The organism is Thermomonas fusca, from assembly GCF_005862345.1.
Lineage (GTDB): Bacteria > Pseudomonadota > Gammaproteobacteria > Xanthomonadales > Xanthomonadaceae > Thermomonas > Thermomonas fusca.
This window is the reverse complement of record NZ_SROY01000002.1, coordinates 441,715-458,769: the sequence shown is the minus strand read 5'-3', so window position 1 is coordinate 458,769 and position 17,055 is coordinate 441,715. Positions and strand designations below refer to the sequence as shown.

Annotated in this window: 16 protein-coding genes; 9 read left to right on the top strand and 7 right to left on the bottom strand. The window is 69.1% G+C overall.

Going from position 1 to position 17,055, the window contains the following annotated elements:
- The first annotated feature begins 93 nt into the window (after positions 1–93).
- Positions 94–630, top strand: a complete 537-nt coding sequence (locus E5S66_RS06350) for a cysteine dioxygenase family protein (protein WP_138348710.1) — start codon at positions 94–96, stop codon at positions 628–630.
- 27 nt (positions 631–657) lie between these two features.
- On the opposite strand, the gene E5S66_RS06345 is transcribed toward E5S66_RS06350, so the two are convergent.
- The gene (locus E5S66_RS06345) at positions 658–2,061 is read right to left on the bottom strand and encodes an FAD/NAD(P)-binding protein (RefSeq protein ID WP_138348431.1); all 1,404 of its coding nucleotides are present in this window, start codon (positions 2,059–2,061) and stop codon (positions 658–660) included.
- A gap of 147 nt (positions 2,062–2,208) precedes the next feature.
- On the opposite strand from E5S66_RS06345, the gene E5S66_RS06340 reads away from it, so the two are divergent.
- The 8 genes from E5S66_RS06340 (at position 2,209) to E5S66_RS06305 (ending at position 8,674) form a co-directional block, all read left to right on the top strand.
- Positions 2,209–3,354 (top strand): glycosyltransferase family 4 protein, encoded by a 1,146-nt coding sequence (locus E5S66_RS06340; protein ID WP_138348430.1) that lies wholly within the window; start codon positions 2,209–2,211, stop codon positions 3,352–3,354.
- Complete coding sequence (locus tag E5S66_RS06335; protein WP_425472175.1) at positions 3,332–3,886, top strand: phosphatase PAP2 family protein; 555 nt, start codon at positions 3,332–3,334, stop codon at positions 3,884–3,886. Before E5S66_RS06340 ends, E5S66_RS06335 begins: the two co-directional genes overlap by 23 nt.
- Positions 3,887–3,958: 72 nt before the next feature.
- Positions 3,959–4,744 (top strand): SDR family oxidoreductase, encoded by a 786-nt coding sequence (locus E5S66_RS06330; protein WP_138348429.1) that lies wholly within the window; start codon positions 3,959–3,961, stop codon positions 4,742–4,744.
- A 4-nt stretch (positions 4,745–4,748) separates the two neighbouring features.
- A complete protein-coding gene (gene nei / locus E5S66_RS06325; RefSeq protein WP_138348428.1) occupies positions 4,749–5,576 on the top strand; it encodes an endonuclease VIII in 828 nt (275 codons plus the stop codon).
- A gap of 9 nt (positions 5,577–5,585) precedes the next feature.
- Entirely contained in the window at positions 5,586–7,037 is a 1,452-nt protein-coding gene (locus E5S66_RS06320; RefSeq protein WP_138348427.1) for an aldehyde dehydrogenase, read from the top strand.
- Entirely contained in the window at positions 7,034–7,699 is a 666-nt protein-coding gene (gene can, locus E5S66_RS06315; protein WP_138348426.1) for a carbonate dehydratase, read from the top strand. Before E5S66_RS06320 ends, can begins: the two co-directional genes overlap by 4 nt.
- Positions 7,696–8,124, top strand: a complete 429-nt coding sequence (locus E5S66_RS06310) for a RidA family protein (protein ID WP_138348425.1) — start codon at positions 7,696–7,698, stop codon at positions 8,122–8,124. Before can ends, E5S66_RS06310 begins: the two co-directional genes overlap by 4 nt.
- A gap of 4 nt (positions 8,125–8,128) precedes the next feature.
- Entirely contained in the window at positions 8,129–8,674 is a 546-nt protein-coding gene (locus tag E5S66_RS06305; protein WP_138348424.1) for a 3-hydroxyanthranilate 3,4-dioxygenase, read from the top strand.
- A gap of 110 nt (positions 8,675–8,784) precedes the next feature.
- Here E5S66_RS06305 and pnp read toward each other — a convergent pair whose 3' ends face one another.
- The 6 genes from pnp to nusA all read right to left on the bottom strand — a co-directional run bounded on the left by pnp (position 8,785) and on the right by nusA (position 17,049).
- Positions 8,785–10,890, bottom strand: coding sequence for a polyribonucleotide nucleotidyltransferase (gene pnp / locus E5S66_RS06300; protein WP_138348423.1), 2,106 nt, complete (start codon positions 10,888–10,890; stop codon positions 8,785–8,787).
- A gap of 160 nt (positions 10,891–11,050) precedes the next feature.
- The gene (gene rpsO, locus E5S66_RS06295; RefSeq protein WP_028839392.1) at positions 11,051–11,311 is read right to left on the bottom strand and encodes a 30S ribosomal protein S15; all 261 of its coding nucleotides are present in this window, start codon (positions 11,309–11,311) and stop codon (positions 11,051–11,053) included.
- A 134-nt stretch (positions 11,312–11,445) separates the two neighbouring features.
- Positions 11,446–12,462: a tRNA pseudouridine(55) synthase TruB gene (gene truB, locus E5S66_RS06290; protein WP_138348422.1), complete on the bottom strand. Its 1,017-nt coding sequence runs from the start codon at positions 12,460–12,462 to the stop codon at positions 11,446–11,448.
- Positions 12,446–12,817, bottom strand: coding sequence for a 30S ribosome-binding factor RbfA (gene rbfA / locus E5S66_RS06285; RefSeq protein ID WP_138348421.1), 372 nt, complete (start codon positions 12,815–12,817; stop codon positions 12,446–12,448). Before rbfA ends, truB begins: the two co-directional genes overlap by 17 nt.
- A gap of 15 nt (positions 12,818–12,832) precedes the next feature.
- Positions 12,833–15,445, bottom strand: coding sequence for a translation initiation factor IF-2 (gene infB, locus E5S66_RS06280; RefSeq protein ID WP_028839394.1), 2,613 nt, complete (start codon positions 15,443–15,445; stop codon positions 12,833–12,835).
- A 116-nt stretch (positions 15,446–15,561) separates the two neighbouring features.
- Entirely contained in the window at positions 15,562–17,049 is a 1,488-nt protein-coding gene (gene nusA / locus E5S66_RS06275; RefSeq protein WP_138348420.1) for a transcription termination factor NusA, read from the bottom strand.
- Between the last annotated feature and the right edge of the window lie 6 nt (positions 17,050–17,055).

Sequence of the window (17,055 nt, the reverse complement as noted above, 5' to 3'; positions counted from 1 at the left end):
GCCGCGCTGGATTAGACTCCGGGGGTGAATCTTCCCCAGCCCAGCGCACCGACGCCGCAGATCGCCTTCCCCGGAAGCGCGCGCTTCCAGGCCATGCTCGATGCCGCCGTTGCGCTGGATGGAGTGCAGGCGGTCACCGCTGCGCTGCGCGACGCGCTGACTGCGCTGATCGTCGACCCCGGGGTTTGCCTGCCGGACTGCGTGCACGCGCCGGTGGCCGGGCACTACGCGCGACGCGAGCTTTACCGCAGCCCCGAGCACGGCTACAGCGTGGTGGCCATGACCTGGGGCCCCGGGCAGGGCACGCCGCTGCATGACCACGACGGTCGCTGGTGCGTGGAAGGGGTCTGGCAGGGCCAGCTGGACATGGTCCAGTACGAATTGGTGGAACAGGCAGGCGAGCGGTTCCGCTTCCGCGTCGCCGGGCGCAGCAGCGCTGGCCTCGGCAGCGCCGGCAGCCTGATCCCGCCGCACGAGTACCACACCATCCACAACGCGGATCCGGACCACATCGCGGTCTCGGTGCATGTCTACCAGGCGCCGCTGGAAAGCTGCGCGAGCTTCTGCCCGCAGGAAGACGGCTGGTTCGTGCGCGAATCCACACGGCTGGCCATCGACGAAGCTGCCTGAGCCGGCAGCCGTATCCACGCGCCTCGCTCAGGTCGTCGGTGCCGCCCGCCCGTCGAGCGTCGCGCGCAGGTGATCGGCCAGCGCCTGCGCCTGTCCGCGCAGCTCCGGAATCGCCAGGCTTTCCCACAGCGTGCCGATCCGCATCGCACCGAGCACGAACAACCCCGGATCTGGCTGGCCACGTGCATCCAGCACGCGCCCCGGTTCTTCACTGGCAATGCCGATGCCATGCGGGCCGGGCAACACGCGGCCGCGTACCCGCAGTGCGCCCAGCAGCGTGTCCGGCTGCAGGTCGATATGGGTCTCGACGCCGGTGGCATTGATGAGCCAGTCGGCGCGGAACGCGCACTCGCCGTCGGCGTGGCGCGGCCGGTAGCGGACATCGAGGCCGCCGTCCGCGCGTGCCGCGACCGATTGCAGCCGTCCGGCCAGGACTTCCAGCCGGCCACGCTCTCGCAACGCCCCCAGCGTCTGCGCGACCTGGGGCGCGATGCGGTGTCGATGGATGTCCCAATAGCGCACCAGATGACGCAGGAACCGCTGCTGCTCCACGTGCCCCAGCGAGCGCCAAAGCGCCTGCCCGTGAGGGCGCAGGCGGTCGAACACCCATTGCCAGGGCTCGCCGGCTGCGGTCGCCTCCCGCGTCCACGCACGGATCCGGCGCAGCCGCTCGCGCAGGCCCAGCGCGAGCAGCCCATCGATCGCGACGAGGTCCGCGCCGCCGGTCGCGGCGTGCGCCAGCGGCATCAAGCCGTGCCGCGACAACACGTGGATGCAGCCACGGTGGCCGCCGTGGACCAGGCTCAGCACGGCGTCCACCATGCTCAGCCCGGACCCGATGATGCAGACATCGGCATCGGCGGGAACGGCGGCGACGCCTTCGTAATTCCAGGCGTCGGCCAACCGCACTGCGCCGTGCAGCCGCGCAGCGGGAATGCGGCGCGGCGTATTGCCCACCGCCAGGACCACTGCGCGGGCGGCAAGGGTGGCGCCGGACGCGAGCGTCAGCAGGCTGTCTGTATCGCGCCTTTCGATGTCGGTCGCGCGTTCCTGAAGCCACTGCAGCGCCGGATAACGCGGCTGCGCGCGCAGCGTGTCGCCCAGATAGCGGCCGTAATCGCGACGTGGCGCGAACCCGGTCGCCAGCGCCGCGGCCGTGCCGGCATCGTCGCTGCCGGACAGGAAGCGGACGAAATGCCCCGGGTCTTCGGCCAACGCGCTCATCCGCCCGGCGGTGACATTGAGCAGGTGGGCGGGCTGGGTGGTCGCATACGCGGCGCCGCGGGCCAGCTCGGCGGCGGGCTCGATGATGGCAATGCGCAGCCGCGAGGCGGGATCGGACAGCAGCCGGATGGCGACCAGCACACCGGCCGCACCGCCACCGACGATGGCGACATCGACGCCGGAAGACCCGGCGGGTTCAAGGGACATGGGCAGGGGCCGAGGACTCCGGAGCCCGCATTGTAAGTGGCGCGCGACCGGTGCCGGCCGTCATCCACGGGTCATCCGCGCGACACCGTCCGTTCACCGCCATCGCCGACGCTGTGCCGCGACCAGCCCGTGCTGGCGGAGTCGCCCATGCGCTACGGCATCGTCACCGAAACCTATCCGCCCGAAGTCAACGGCGTGGCGCTGACCGTGCAGGGGCTGGAGCACGGCCTGCGCCAGCGTGGCCACGAAGTTGCGATGGTGCGCCCGCGCCACGATGGCGAAGCCGAGCCTGCCGTGGATACGCTGCTGGTGCGCGGCGCCGCCCTGCCCCGCTATCCCGGCCTGAAATTCGGCCTGCCGGCCACCCGCCTGCTGCACAACCACTGGCGGCAGGCCCGTCCCGACGCGATCTACGTGGCGACGGAAGGCCCGCTGGGCTGGTCGGCGCTGCGCGCCGCGCGCAGGCTCGGCATCCCGGTCGCCACCGGCTTCCATACCCGCTTCGACGACTACGTGCGCAGCTATGGCGCCCCGTGGCTTGAGGGCACGGCGCTGCGCTGGATGCGGCATTTCCACAACGGCGCGCAGGCGACCCTGGTGCCGACGCGCGAACTGCAGGCGTTCCTGCAGACGCAGCGGTTCCGCAACGTGGTCCGGCTGCCGCGCGCGGTGGACACGGTGGCGTTCCATCCGGGCCACCGCGATGAAACGCTGCGGCGCGAATGGGGACTGGATCCGCACGCGCTCGCGGTGATCCACGTTGGCCGCATCGCCGCGGAAAAGAACCTGCCGCTGGCGGTACGCGCGTTCCGCGAGCTGCAGCGGGTGCGCCCGGAGGCGCGCTTCGTGTGGGTCGGCGACGGCCCCGCGCGCGAGGCCCTGCAGCGCGAGAACCCGGACTTCGTCTTCCGCGGCATCAAGCGCGGCGGAGCGCTGGGCCGGCATTTCGCCAGCGCCGACTTGTTCCTGTTCCCCAGCCGCAGCGAAACCTTCGGCAACGTCACCCTGGAAGCGCTGGCCAGCGGCGTGCCGGTGGTGGCGTTCGACTACGGCGCCGCGCGCGAATTCCTGCGCGACGGCATCCACGGCGCGGCAGTCGCCGTTCCCGATGACGCCGGCTTCATCGCTGCGGCCCTGCGCTTGGCCAGTGACGACGCGCTGCGCACGCAAATGCGCCCCGCCTGCCGCGAAGCGGTGGCGGCGCTGCGCCCGACGCAGGTCGCCGACGCGTTCGACCGTCTCCTGCAATCGCTGACACGGAGCGATTCCCATGCCGCGCCCACCGTCCCCTGAGCGACCGCTGTCGATGGAACACGGCTGGTGCCTGCGCGCCAACGCCCTGTGTGCCCGCCGGCTGCCGTTCCGCTGTTTCGCCACCGTCAGCCGGCTGGGCGATGGCGTGTTCTGGTACGTATTGATGGGCGTGCTGGTGGCGCTCGACGGCCTCGACGGCCTGCGCGCGTCGCTGCATCTGGCCGCCACCGGTTTTGTTGCGCTGCTGCTGTACAAGCGGCTGAAGCGCTGGACCCGCCGCCCGCGCCCGTCGGCCCGCGATCTGCGCATCCGCGCCTGGGTGGCGCCGCTGGACGAGTTCAGCTTCCCGTCCGGGCATACCCTGCACGCAGTCGCCTTCAGCGTGGTGGCGGTGGCGCACTACCCGGCGCTGGCCTGGCTGCTGGTGCCGTTCACCGCCAGCGTCGCCGTCTCCCGCGTCGTGCTGGGCCTGCATTACCCCAGCGACGTACTGGCTGCCACCGGCATCGGCGGCGTGCTGGCGGCGGCATCGCTGTGGCTGGCGAGGGCGATCGAGCTGGCACCGCAGTAGGCTCGCTGCAGCGGCCGTGCACCGGTGCTGGAGGAGCCGCCGTTACAATCGGGATCTGACCAGGGAGCCCGCATGAACCTCGATCTTTCCGGCAAACACGCGCTGGTCTGCGGCGCCACCGAAGGCATCGGCCGCGCCACAGCGATGGAACTGGCCGAACTCGGCGCCAGCGTCACCCTGCTCGCGCGCCGCGCGGACGTACTGGGCGAGATCGCCGCCACGCTGCCGCGCGCGCAGGGACAAGCACACGGCTGCCTCGTCGCCGATGTCGCCGACACCGATGCGCTGCGCGACGCCGTCGCCGCACTGGCGGCGCGCACGCCGGTGCACATCCTGATCAACAACACCGGTGGCCCGCCCGGCGGCCCGGCGCACAGCGCCTCCATCGATGCCTACCTGGATGCCTTCCGTAAACATTTGGTCGCCAACCAGACGCTGGTGCAGGCGCTGCTGCCGGGCATGCGCGCCGTGCGCTGGGGCCGCATCGTCAACGTGATCTCGACCTCGGTGTACGAACCGATTCCCAACCTCGGCGTGTCCAACACCATCCGCGGCGCGGTGGCCAGCTGGGCCAAGACCCTCTCGCGCGAACTCGGCGGGGATGGCATCACGGTCAACAACGTGCTGCCCGGCTACACCCGCACGCGCCGGCTGGAGCAGATCCTGGCCGACCGCAGCGCGGCCTCCGGCAAGACCCGGGACGAGGTGGCGCAGGCGATGCTGGCAACGGTGCCGGCGGGCCGCTTCGCCGAAGCCGAAGAACCCGGCGGCGTGATCGCCTTCCTGTGCAGCCCGGCCGCGGGTTACGTCAACGGCCAGTCCATCGCGGTGGACGGCGGCCGCATGCAGTCGATCTGAGCCGATGCCCGAAGGCCCGGAAATCCGTCGCGCCGCCGACCGCCTGGCCGCGGCGGTGGCCGGGCGGACCGTGCTGCGGGCGCAGTTCGCGTTCGCGCGACTGCAGCGTTTCGAGCGCGAACTGGCGGGCAGCCGCATCCTCTCCATCATCCCGCGCGGCAAGGCACTGCTGACCACCTTCGACAACGGCTGGACGCTGTACACCCACAACCAGCTGTACGGCGTGTGGAAGGTGGCGCTGCCGGGCCAGCGCCCGGACTCCACGCGCAGCCTGCGGGTGGCGCTGGACACGGCCAGTGCCGCGATCCTGCTGTATTCGGCCTCCGACATCGAACTGTGGCGCAGCGACGAGATCGAGGCGCATCCGTTCCTGCAGGGGTTGGGGCCGGACGTGCTGGATCCTGCGCTGGATGTGGATGCCGTCGCCGCGCGCCTGCAGTCGCCGGCCTTCCGCGGCCGTGCGCTGGGCGCGCTGCTGCTGGACCAGGGCTTCCTTGCCGGGATGGGCAACTACCTGCGCGCGGAGGTGCTGTTCGACGCCGGCCTGCATCCGGCCTCTCGCCCGCGCGATCTGGACGCAGCACAAACCGCCAAGCTCGCACGGGCTCTGCTGGCGATCCCGCGCCACAGCTACGCCACCCGCGGCATCGAGCCCACGAAGGGCATGCGCGCGGACTACCTGGCGCACGAAGGGGAGCGCTTCCGCTTCCACGTATTCAAGCGCGAGGGCCAGCCCTGCGAGCGCTGCGGTACGCCGATCGTTCGCATCGCCAGCCAGTCGCGGCCGCTGTTCCTGTGCCCGCATTGCCAGCCGGGACGTCCATCACAGTAAACTGGCGGGATGCGACGGTTCGGACATGTCATCGGCGCGGCCCGCGGCGAAGCGACCAGCACCCGCTGGCAACCGGTTTTCGATCCCGCACATGCGCAACCGTATGCACAGGTCGCCGATGGCGATGCCGCCGATGTCGAAGCGGCGGCCGCTGCCGCCGAAGCCGCGGCACCGGCCTGGGCGGCGCTGCGGCCGAGCGAGCGCGCGCGCCATCTGGAACGATTGGCCGATGCGCTGGAGGCCCAGCTCGACGCGTTCGCCCATGCCGAAGCCATCGATGCCGGCAAGCCGCTGGCGCTGGCGCGCGACATCGAGATCCCGCGGGCGATCGCCAACCTGCGCTTCTTCGCCCACGCCGCCACCCAGTTCGCCAGCGAATCCCACCATGGCGAAGCCGGCCTGAACTACACCCTGCGCCTGCCGCTGGGCGTGGTGGGCTGCATCAGCCCGTGGAACCTGCCGCTGTACCTGTTCACCTGGAAGATCGCGCCGGCGCTGGCCGCCGGCAACGCGGTGGTGGGCAAGCCTTCGGAAATCACCCCCGCCACCGCCACGATGCTCTGCCAGCTGGCGCTGGATGTCGGCCTGCCGGCGGGCGTGCTCAACCTCGTCCATGGCACCGGGCCGAACGTCGGCGAGGCGCTGGTCGCGCACCCGCGGGTCAAGGCGATCTCGTTCACCGGCAGCACCGCGGTGGGTCGGCGCATCGCCGGCATCGCCGGGCCGCTGCTGAAGAAGGTGTCGCTGGAACTCGGCGGCAAGAACGCCACGCTGGTGTTTGCCGACAGTGACTGGCGCGCCAACCTCGACACGCTGGTGCGCAGCGCGTTCCAGAACAGCGGTCAGATCTGCCTGTGCGGTTCGCGGCTGCTGGTCGAACGCGGTATCCACGACGAGTTCCGCGATGCCTTCGTCGAACGCGCCAGCGCGCTGCGGCTGGGCGCGCCGCTGGAGCCCGATACCCAGCTCGGCCCGATGGTGTCGCAAGCGCATTTCGACAAGGTGCAAGGCTGCATCGAACGCGCCCGCGGCGAAGGCGGCCGCGTGCTCTGCGGCGGCACAGCCGCGGATCGTCCCGGCTGGTTCATTGCGCCGACGGTGATCGAAGGCCTCGGCCCGGACTGCGCGACCAACCGCGAGGAAATCTTCGGCCCGGTGGCAACGCTGCAGGCATTCGACAGCGATACCGACGCGCTGGCGCTGGCCAACGCCTCGGACTACGGCCTGTCCGCCAGCGTGTGGACGCGCGACCTTGCCCGCGCGCACCAGCTGGCCGCGCAGCTGCGCACCGGCATCGTCTGGATCAACAGTTGGCTGATGCGCGACCTGCGCACGCCGTTCGGCGGCAGCCAGGCGTCCGGGCTCGGCCGCGAAGGCGGACTGGAAGCCATGCGCTTCTTCACCGAACCGCGCAACGTCGGCATCGCCCTTCCCCCCATTCCCCCACAAGGCAACACATGAAAAAGGAACTCGACACCCTACTACGCAACAACCAGGGCTGGGCCGAACGCGTCACCCGCGAGGACCCGACCTTCTTCGAACGCCTGTCCAAGCAGCAGGCACCCAAATATCTGTGGATCGGCTGCTCGGACTCGCGCGTGCCGGCCAACCAGGTCATCGACCTGGTGCCGGGCGAGGTGTTCGTCCATCGCAACATCGCCAACGTGATGGTGCATACCGACCTCAACTGCATGTCCACCATCCAGTTCGCGGTCGACGTGCTCAAGGTGCGGCACATCCTGGTGGTGGGCCATTACGGCTGCGGCGGCGTCGGTGCGGCCCTGCACGGCACCCGGCTGGGGCTGGCCGACAACTGGATCCGCCATGTCGGCGACGTGGCTCAAAAACACGCCGGGCTGCTGGGGCAGCTTCCAGCGGAAGCGCGCCACGACACCCTGTGCGAGCTCAACGCCATCGAACAGGCGGAAAACGTCTGCCTGACCACCGTGGTGCAGGACGCCTGGGCGCGCGGCCAGCAGCTGGCGGTGCACGGCTGGGTCTACAGCCTGGCCGACGGCAAGGTGCGCGAGCTGGCGATGGACGTCGATGCGCCGGAGGCGCTTACCTCCGTTTACGCCGCCGCCATCGCCAGCGTGCGCGAGCGTCGCGGAATCAGCGGGTGACGCTCTCCGGCATCCATGCCGCCGCCGCGCCCAAGGCGGTAGGCCACTACCCACATGCGCGCCGCATGGGTGACCTGCTGTTCCTGTCCGGCATCGGGCCGCGTGATCCGGCCGACAATTCCATCCCCGGCAACGACTACTTCGCCGACGGACGGGTGCGCCGCTACGACATCGAGGCGCAGGCGCGCGCAGTGCTGGCGAACGTGCGTGCGGTGCTGGACGCCAGCGGCGCGCGCTGGGAAGACCTGATCGATGTGACCGTCTATCTCACCGACATGGCCCGGGATTTCAAGGCCTACAACGCGGTCTGGGCCGAGCACTTCCCGGATCCGGCCAGCGCGCCCTGCCGCACCACGGTCGGAATCTCCGCGCTGCCCACGCCGATCGCCATCGAACTCAAGTGCATCGCCCGGATCGAGGACTGAAGCCATGTTGCCCGCCGCCTTCAACCTGCACGCCTGGATCGAGCAACACCGACACCTGCTGCAACCGCCGGTGGGCAACAAATGCATCGTCCAGGACGACTTCATCGTGATGGTGGTGGGCGGACCGAACGCGCGCACCGATTTCCATTTCGAGGAAGGCCCGGAATGGTTCTTCCAGCTGGAAGGCGAGATGGTGCTGCGCGTGCAGGAGGATTTCAACGGCGAGCGCGGCACCCTGCGCGACATCCCGATCCGCGCCGGCGAGATCTTCTACCTGCCGCCGCGGGTGCCGCATTCGCCGCAGCGCATGGCCGGATCGGTGGGGCTGGTGATCGAACGCAAGCGCCTGCCGCACGAGGACGACGCGCTGATGTGGTTCTGCGTGGCTTGCAACCACCGGCTGTACGCGGACTTCTTCCACCTGGTCGACATCGAGCAGGATTTCTTCCGGGTATTCGAGAAGTTCTACCGCGACGACCACCTGCGCACCTGCAGCCAGTGCGGCACGCTCAATCCGCGGCCGGGGCGGTACGAGCAGCCAGCGGAGTAAGCGCGCCCCTCACCCACCTTCGGCATCCTCTTCCCGCGAACGGGGGGAGAGGGAAGAACAAAAAAAACGGGCCTTTCGGCCCGTTTTTTCATGCGCGGGTGGTGCGGCGATTACTCGCCGGCGCCCTCGCCTTCGGTCACTGCCTTGATCGACAGGCGGATGCGGCCCTGCTTGTCGACTTCCAGCACCCTGACCTTGACCAGATCGCCTTCCTTCAGCACATCGGAAACCTTCTCCACGCGCTCGCTGGAGATCTGCGAGACGTGCACCAGGCCGTCCTTGCCGGGGGCGATGGTGACGAACGCGCCGAAGTCCATGATCTTGGCGACCTTGCCTTCGTAGATCCGGCCCGGCTCGACGTCCGAGGTGATCTGCTCGATGCGCGACTTGGCGGCCTGGCCGGCGGCGGCGTTCACCGAGGCGATGGTGATGGTGCCGTCGTCCTGGATGTCGATCTGGGTGCCGGTTTCCTTGGTGATCGCCTGGATCACCGAGCCGCCCTTGCCGATCACTTCGCGGATCTTGTCCGGGTGGATCTTGATGGTCAGCAGGCGCGGCGCGAATTCGGACAGCTCGCCGCGCGGGGTGGTCAGCGCGTTCGCCATCTCACCGAGGATGTGCAGGCGGCCGGCCTTGGCCTGCGCCAGTGCGACCTTCATGATTTCCTCGGTGATGCCCTGGATCTTGATGTCCATCTGCAGGGCCGAGATGCCGTTGCTGGTGCCGGCGACCTTGAAGTCCATGTCGCCGAGGTGATCCTCGTCGCCGAGGATGTCGGACAGCACCACGAAGTCGTTGTCTTCCTTCACCAAGCCCATGGCGATGCCGGCCACCGGCGCCTTCACCGGCACGCCCGCGTCCATCAGCGCCAGCGAGGAACCGCAGACCGAGGCCATCGAGGAGGAGCCGTTCGACTCGGTGATTTCCGAGACCACGCGGATGGTGTACGGGAACGCTTCCATGGTCGGCATGACGGCCAGCACGCCGCGCTTGGCAAGGCGGCCGTGGCCGATCTCGCGGCGCTTCGGACCCATCATGCGGCCGGCTTCGCCCACCGAGTAGGGGGGGAAGTTGTAGTGGAACAGGAAGTGTTCCTTGTACTCGCCGGCGACGGCGTCGATGACCTGGCCGTCACGGGCCGTGCCGAGGGTGACGGCGACGATGGCCTGGGTCTCGCCGCGGGTGAACAGCGAGGAGCCGTGAACGCGCGGCAGCACGCCGACCTTGGAGCTGATCGGACGCACCGTGTCCAGCGCGCGGCCGTCGATGCGGATCTTGGTGGCTAGCACCGAGCCGCGCATGGTCTGGTATTCCAGCTCGCCGAATTCCTTCGAGGCTTCGGCGGTGCTCCAGCCGTTGGCTTCGATCTGCGGGGCGATCTCGGCCAGCACGGCCTTCTTCAGCGCCGAGATGGCGTCCTTGCGCTCCAGCTTGTCGCGCACCTGGAAGGCGGCCGACAGCTTGTCGCCGATCGCGCCCTTCAGCGCACCGATCAGCGCATCGTTCTTGGCCGGGGCGGCCCAATCCCACTTCGGCCGGCCGGCTTCGGCGACCAGCGCGTTGATGGTGTCGATCGCCACCTGCATCTGCTGGTGGCCGAACATCACCGCGCCCAGCATCACGTCTTCCGACAGCTCGGCGGCTTCGGACTCGACCATCAGCACGGCGTCCCTGGTGCCGGCGACCACCAGCTCGAGCTGCGATTCCTTCAGCGCGCTGACGGTCGGGTTGAGCAGGTACTGGCCGTCCTTGTAGCCGACCTTGGCAGCGCCGATCGGGCCCTGGAACGGGGCGCCGGTCAGGGCAACGGCGGCGGAGCAGCCGATCAGCGCCAGGATGTCGCCGTCGACTTCCGGGTTCAGCGACATCACCGTGGCGATGACCTGCACTTCATTGCGGAATTCTTCCGGGAACAGCGGACGGATCGGGCGATCGATCAGGCGGCTGGTCAGGGTTTCCTTCTCGGTGGCGCGACCTTCGCGCTTGAAGAAGCCACCCGGGATGCGGCCGCCGGCGTAGAACTTCTCCTGGTAGTCGACGGTCAGCGGGAAGAAATCCTGCCCTTCGCGCTGGGTCTTGGCCGCAACGGCGGTGCACAGCACCACGGTGCCGTCGCACGACACCATCACCGCGCCGCCTGCCTGGCGCGCGATCTCGCCGGTTTCGAGGGTGACGGTCTGGTTGCCGTACTGGAAGGTCTTGCTGATCTTCGCCACTTGGGAATCCTTGGTTTGACGGGTTCATCGACGCAGGCAAGCCCCGCTTGCTGCGCTGCATCGCGACATGCGATGCGAAGTTGCGGGCTGGCCGCGATCGGGTGGAACGGTAGGGCAAAAACGAACCGCGGCGCATTCCTGCGCCGCGGTGGGTGTTCTCTTAGCGACGCAGGCCGAGCTTGCCGATCAGCGCCTTGTAGCGGTCCGCATCCTTCTGGTGCAGGTAGTCGAGCAGGCTGCGACGGCGGTTGACCATCATCAGCAGGCCGCGGCGGCTGTGGTGATCCTGCTTGTGCGCCTTGAAGTGCTCGGTGAGCAGTTCGATGCGGGCGGTCAGCAGGGCGACCTGGACTTCCGGCGAGCCGGTGTCGTTGTCGCCGCGCTTGTGTTCGTTGATGACTTTCTGGGTATCGATGGACATGGTTGCCTCGTAGTCGCGTGACCGGCAGGAACGGGCGAAAAGAGCATCGCCCGCACCGCACGGCTCGCCGTGATGATGCGGATGGAAAGAAGATTTGCCCGGATGAGCAGCGGGATTATAGCCCGCGCCGGGAGTCACGGGCAATGCGGGGTGTCGATGTGCCCGCCGGTGAACGCGGCCCAGCGGAACAACCGGGCCGGATGCAGGCCCCCTTCGGCATCGACATCGCCCAGACCCAGACCGCGGCCCTGCTCGTCGAGGATCGCCACCTGCAGGCCACGCGGCGGATAAGGGCCGCGCAGGCCCTGCCCGCGCCCCAGCCGCTGCGCCTGCGCCGCGTTGACGCGAACCTCCGGCCACGAGGTCATGCCGGCTTCGATCGGCAGCAGGCAGGCGTCGAGCACGCGCTCCCCGGCCTGTTCGCGCAGTTCCTCCAGCGCCGCCAGCGTCCACATCCGCGGCTCGCGGAACGGGTCCACCCACAAGCGGCGCAGCTGCGCCACGTGGGCCCCGCAGCCCAGCAACTCGCCGAGATCGCGCACCAGACTGCGCACATAGGTGCCGGAGCCGCATTCCACGTGCAGCCGCAGGTTGGGCGATGCGCCGTTCTCCAGCTGGCCGTCCAGCAGGTCGGCGGCGTTGAGCAGGTCGAAGGCGTGCACTTCGACCTCGCGCGGCTCCATTTCGATCGTTTCGCCACGGCGCGCCTTGAGGTACAGCGGTTCGCCGCCGCGCTTGAGCGCCGAATAGATCGGCGGACGCTGCTGGATGCGTCCGCTGAAGGTCTTCAGCGCAGCGTCGATGGCGTCGATGGTCAGCGGCGGCACCGGCCGCTCGCGCAGCACCTGGCCGTCGGCGTCGTCGGTATCGGTGACCACGCCCAAGCGGGCCACGGTTTCGTAGGCCTTGCGCGCGCCCAGCAGGCCGCCGGCGATCTTGGTCGCTTCGCCGAAGCAGACCGGCAGCAGCCCGGTGGCCAGCGGATCCAGACTGCCGGTGTGGCCGCCCTTTTCGGCGCGGAACAGGTGGCGAACGCGCTGCAGGGCCTGGTTGGACGACAGCCCCTGCGGCTTGTCCAGCAGCAGGATGCCGTCCAGGCGACGGAACACGGTGCGCGGGCGACGCTCGCGCGGGTTATTCGGGCTCGCCACTGCCGTGCAGGTCGGGCAGGTCGCGCAGCAGGTTGTCGATGCGTTCGCCGCGGTCCACCGATTCGTCGTAGTGGAAATGCAGCTCCGGCACGTGCCGCAGCTTCACCGCGCGCGCCAGCTGGTAGCGGATCTCCGGCGCCAGCGCCTTCAGCGCCTTGACCGTCTCCGCGGCCCGGTCGGGCTGCAGCACGGTCACGAACACCTTGGCGTGCGCCATGTCGCGGGTGACTTCGACATCGGACACGCTGGACGATGCCAGCCCGTGCTCGCGCACGGCCGCATGCACCAGCGTGCCCAGCTCGCGGCGGAGCTGGGCGGAAACGCGGTCGGTGCGGTGGAAGGATTTCTGCGCCATGGCGGAAGGCACGCCTTACAGCGTGCGCTGCACCTCGATGCGTTCGAAGCATTCGATCTGGTCGCCCGGCTTGACGTCGTTGTACGCCTTCACGCCGATGCCGCACTCGGTGTTGACGCGGACTTCGTCCACGTTCTCCTTGAAGCGGCGCAGCGATTCCAGCTCGCCCTCGAACACCACCACGCTGTCGCGCAGCACGCGGATCGGCTTGGACTTCTTGACCACGCCTTCCACCACCATGCAGCCGGCAACCGCGCCGAACTTGGAGCTGCGGAACACGTCGCGGACTTCGGCGATGCCGATGATCTCCTCGCGGATTTCCTTGCCCAGCACGCCGGAAGCGATCTGCTTCACCTGGTCGATGACGTCGTAGATGATCGAGAAGTAGCGCAGGTCGACGCCGTTGCCTTCGATGACCTTGCGGGCGGACGCGTCGGCGCGCACGTTGAAGCCGATCACGGTGGCCTTCGAGGTCATCGCCAGCTGGGCGTCGGACTCGGTGATGCCGCCGACGCCGGAGCCGATCACGTTGATCCGGATCTGCTCGTTGGACAGGCCGGTCAACGCTTCGCGCAGGGCCTGCATGGTGCCGTGCACGTCGGCCTTGACCACCAGGTTGAGCGACAGCTGCGCCGCACCCTCTCCCATCTGCGCCATGATGTCTTCCATGCGGTTGCCCGCCGAAGCCACCAGCCGCATCTCGCGACGCTTGGTGTCGCGCTGCTGGGCCACGTCCTTGGCCAGGCGCTCGTCGGCGACGACGACGAAGTCATCGCCCGCCTCCGGCACGCCGGACAGGCCGAGGATCTGCACAGGGATCGACGGGCCGGCGGCCTGCACCTGGGTGCCGGTCTCGTCGAACAGCGCGCGCACGCGGCCGTACTGGATGCCGCAAACCAGGTAGTCACCCTTGGCCAGGCTGCCCTGCTGCACCAGCACCGTGGCGACCGGGCCGCGGCCCTTGTCGAGCGCGGATTCGATGACCACGCCGGTGGCGCGGCCTTCCGGCACCGCCTGCAGGTCGAGCACTTCCGCCTGCAGCGAAACCGCGTCGAGCAGGTCGTCCACGCCCAGGCCGGTCTTGGCCGAGAGCTCCACCATCTGCACGTCGCCGCCGAAGTCCTCGGCCACCACGTCGTGCGCCAGCAGGTCGTTCTTGACCCGCGACGGATCGGCGTCGGACTTGTCGATCTTGTTGATGGCGACGATCAGCGGCACCTTCGCCGCCTTCGCGTGCTGGATCGCCTCCACCGTCTGCGGCATCACGCCGTCGTCGGCCGCGACCACCAGGATCACGATGTCGGTCAGCTTCGCGCCGCGCTGGCGCATGTGGGTGAACGCCGCGTGGCCGGGGGTGTCGAGGAAGCTGATCACGCCCTTCGGCGTGGTCACGTGGTAGGCACCGATGTGCTGGGTGATGCCGCCGGCTTCGCCGGTGGCGACCTTGGTGCGACGGATGTAGTCCAGCAGCGAGGTCTTGCCGTGATCGACGTGGCCCATGATGGTGACCACCGGCGGACGCGGCGCCTTGTCGCCCTGCACTTCCTCGGTGTGCGCCAGCAGTTCGGACTCGGCGTCGCCCGCATCGGCATGCACGGCCTTGTGGCCGAGTTCTTCGGTGACCAGCGCCGCGGTGTCGTGGTCGATGGTCTGGGTGATGGTGGCCATCACGCCCATCTTGAACAGCGCCTTGACCACTTCGCCGCCCTTCATCGCCAGCTTCTGGGCAAGGTCGCCCACGGTGACCGCATCGCCGATGGCGATTTCGCGGATCACCGGCGCGGTGGGCCTGTTGAAGCCGGTGCCCGTGCGCGACTGGTCCAGCGAGCGCCTGGCCGGCTTGCCGCGGCCACGCGGCGCATTGCTGCGACGCGCGCGGTCGGACGGGGACAGGTGCAGCTGGCCGGCGAAACGCGCGGTGCTGTCGTCGTCCTCGACGCCCGCCTGCATGACGTGCGAGCCGCGGTGCGCGGGCTTGCCCTTGGCATGCGCGGCGCCCTTGTCGGCTTCGCGCACCGGCGCGACCGGCTTCGGCGCATGACCGTGGCCATGGGCGTGGCTCTTGGGCTTGCCGGATTCCTCCAGCGCGACTTCGGCGGCAGCGGTGGCTTCCGCGGCGGCGCGCTCTGCGCTTTCCTGCTCGCGGCGACGGATCTCCGCCAGTTCCTCGGCGCGCTGCCGGTCCTTTTCGGCCAGCGCCTGCTGCTCGGCGACGTTGCGGGCGCGGGACTCCTCCAGCTTGCGCAGCGCATCGGCGCGCTCGGCATCCAGCACTTCGGCGGCGCTGGGCGCGCGGCCGCTGCCCGGCTTGATGGTGATCTTCTTGCGGGTCACCACTTCGACGGTGCTGGCGCTGCGGCCGGCCTTGCCGCCGCCGCCGACGGTGATCTCCTGCTTGCGGCTGCGGTTCAGGGTGATCTTGCCGGGCGCGATGACCTCGTCGGCAGGCTTGTCGGCCTTGCCGTGCGCGCGGCGCAGGAAGCCGTGCAGCTTGAGTTTCTCGGCGCTGGTGATGACCTGGTCGGGACCGCTGAACTTCATGCCGGCTTCGGCCAGCTGTTCCAGCAGTTTATCGACCGGCGTATTCACCAGTTCGGCCAGCTTGCGGATGGTGGTTTGCTGCGACATTCGGTTTCCGGTGTCTTTGGCCGCCACGCGGGCGACCGAATCTGTGGATTGTAGGGCGGGCTCCAGCCCGCCGGCCAATCAGGCAGCGCAGGCCGGGGCCCGCGCCGTGCCAGGCGTCATTCGAACCAGTGCTTGCGCGCTTCCATGATCAGCACCGCGGCGCGTTCCTCGCCCATGCCCTCGAGATCGGCGATCTCGTCGGTTGCGGCTTCGGCCAGCTCTTCGCGGGTGCGCACGCCACGCTCGGCCAGTGCATAGGCGGTGGTTTCGTCCATGCCGTCGAGCGACAGCAGGTCTTCGGCCGGCTGATGCTCTTCCAGGTTCTCTTCCGCCGCCAGCGCTTCGTTGAGCAGCGAGTCGCGGGCGCGGGAACGCAGTTCCTCGACGATGTCCTCGTCGAAGCCCTCCACCGCCAACAGCTCCGCCATCGGCACGTAGGCCACTTCCTCGACGGTGCTGAAGCCTTCGCTGACCAGGATGCCGGCGATTTCCTCGTCCACTTCCAGCTTGTCCATGAACAGCTGGCGGGCGGTGGCCTGCTCGGCCTCCGACTTGGCCTGGACCTGGTCGGCGGTCATCACGTTGAGCTGCCAGCCGGTCAGGCGGCTGGCCAGGCGCACGTTCTGGCCGCCGCGGCCGATCGCCTTGGCGAGGTTTTCCTCGGCCACCGCGAGATCCATCGAGTGCTTGTCCTCGTCGACGATGATCGACTGCACTTCGGCCGGCGCCATCGCGTTGATGACGAACTGGGCCGGGTTGTCGCTCCACAGGATGATGTCCACGCGCTCGCCGTTGAGCTCGTTGGTCACCGCCTGCACGCGCGAACCGCGCATGCCGATGCAGGCGCCGATCGGATCGGTGCGGTTGTCATGCGCCAGCACCGCGATCTTGGCGCGGTCGCCCGGATCGCGGGCGCAGCCCATGATCGAGACCAGGCCCTGGCCGACTTCCGGCACCTCGAGCTTGAACAGCTCGATCATGAATTCCGGCGCGGCGCGGCTGATGAACAGCTGCGGGCCGCGCGGCTCGCTGCGCACGTCGAACAGGTAGCCGCGCACGCGGTCGCCGGTGCGCAGCACGTCGCGCGGGATCCCCTTGTCCTTGGAGATGATCGCCTCGGCGTTGCCGCCCAGGTCGACGTAGACGTTGCCGCGCTCGACGCGCTTGACCACGCCGGTGACCAGTTCGCCCACCCGGTCCTTCCAGGCATCGACCACCTGCTGGCGCTCGGCCTCGCGCACGCGCTGCACGATCACCTGCTTGGCGGCCTGCGCGGCGATGCGCCCGAAATCCGGGTTCTCGATCTGCTCTTCGATGTAATCGCCGACCTCGGCTTCGTCGCTCTCGTCCACCGCGTCCATCAGGCGCACCTGGCGGTCGGGCGACTCCATCACCACGTCATCGGCCACCACTTCCCAGCGGCGGAAGGTTTCGTAGCTGCCGTCCTTGGGGTCGATCTGCACGCGCACCAGCACGTCCTGCTCGACGTAGCGCTTCTTCGCGGCCGACGCCAGCGCGGCTTCGATGGCCTCCAGGATCACCGACTCCGGTACGCCCTTTTCGGCCGCAACCGCATCGACGACCAGCAACAGTTCCTTGCTCATGCCCGC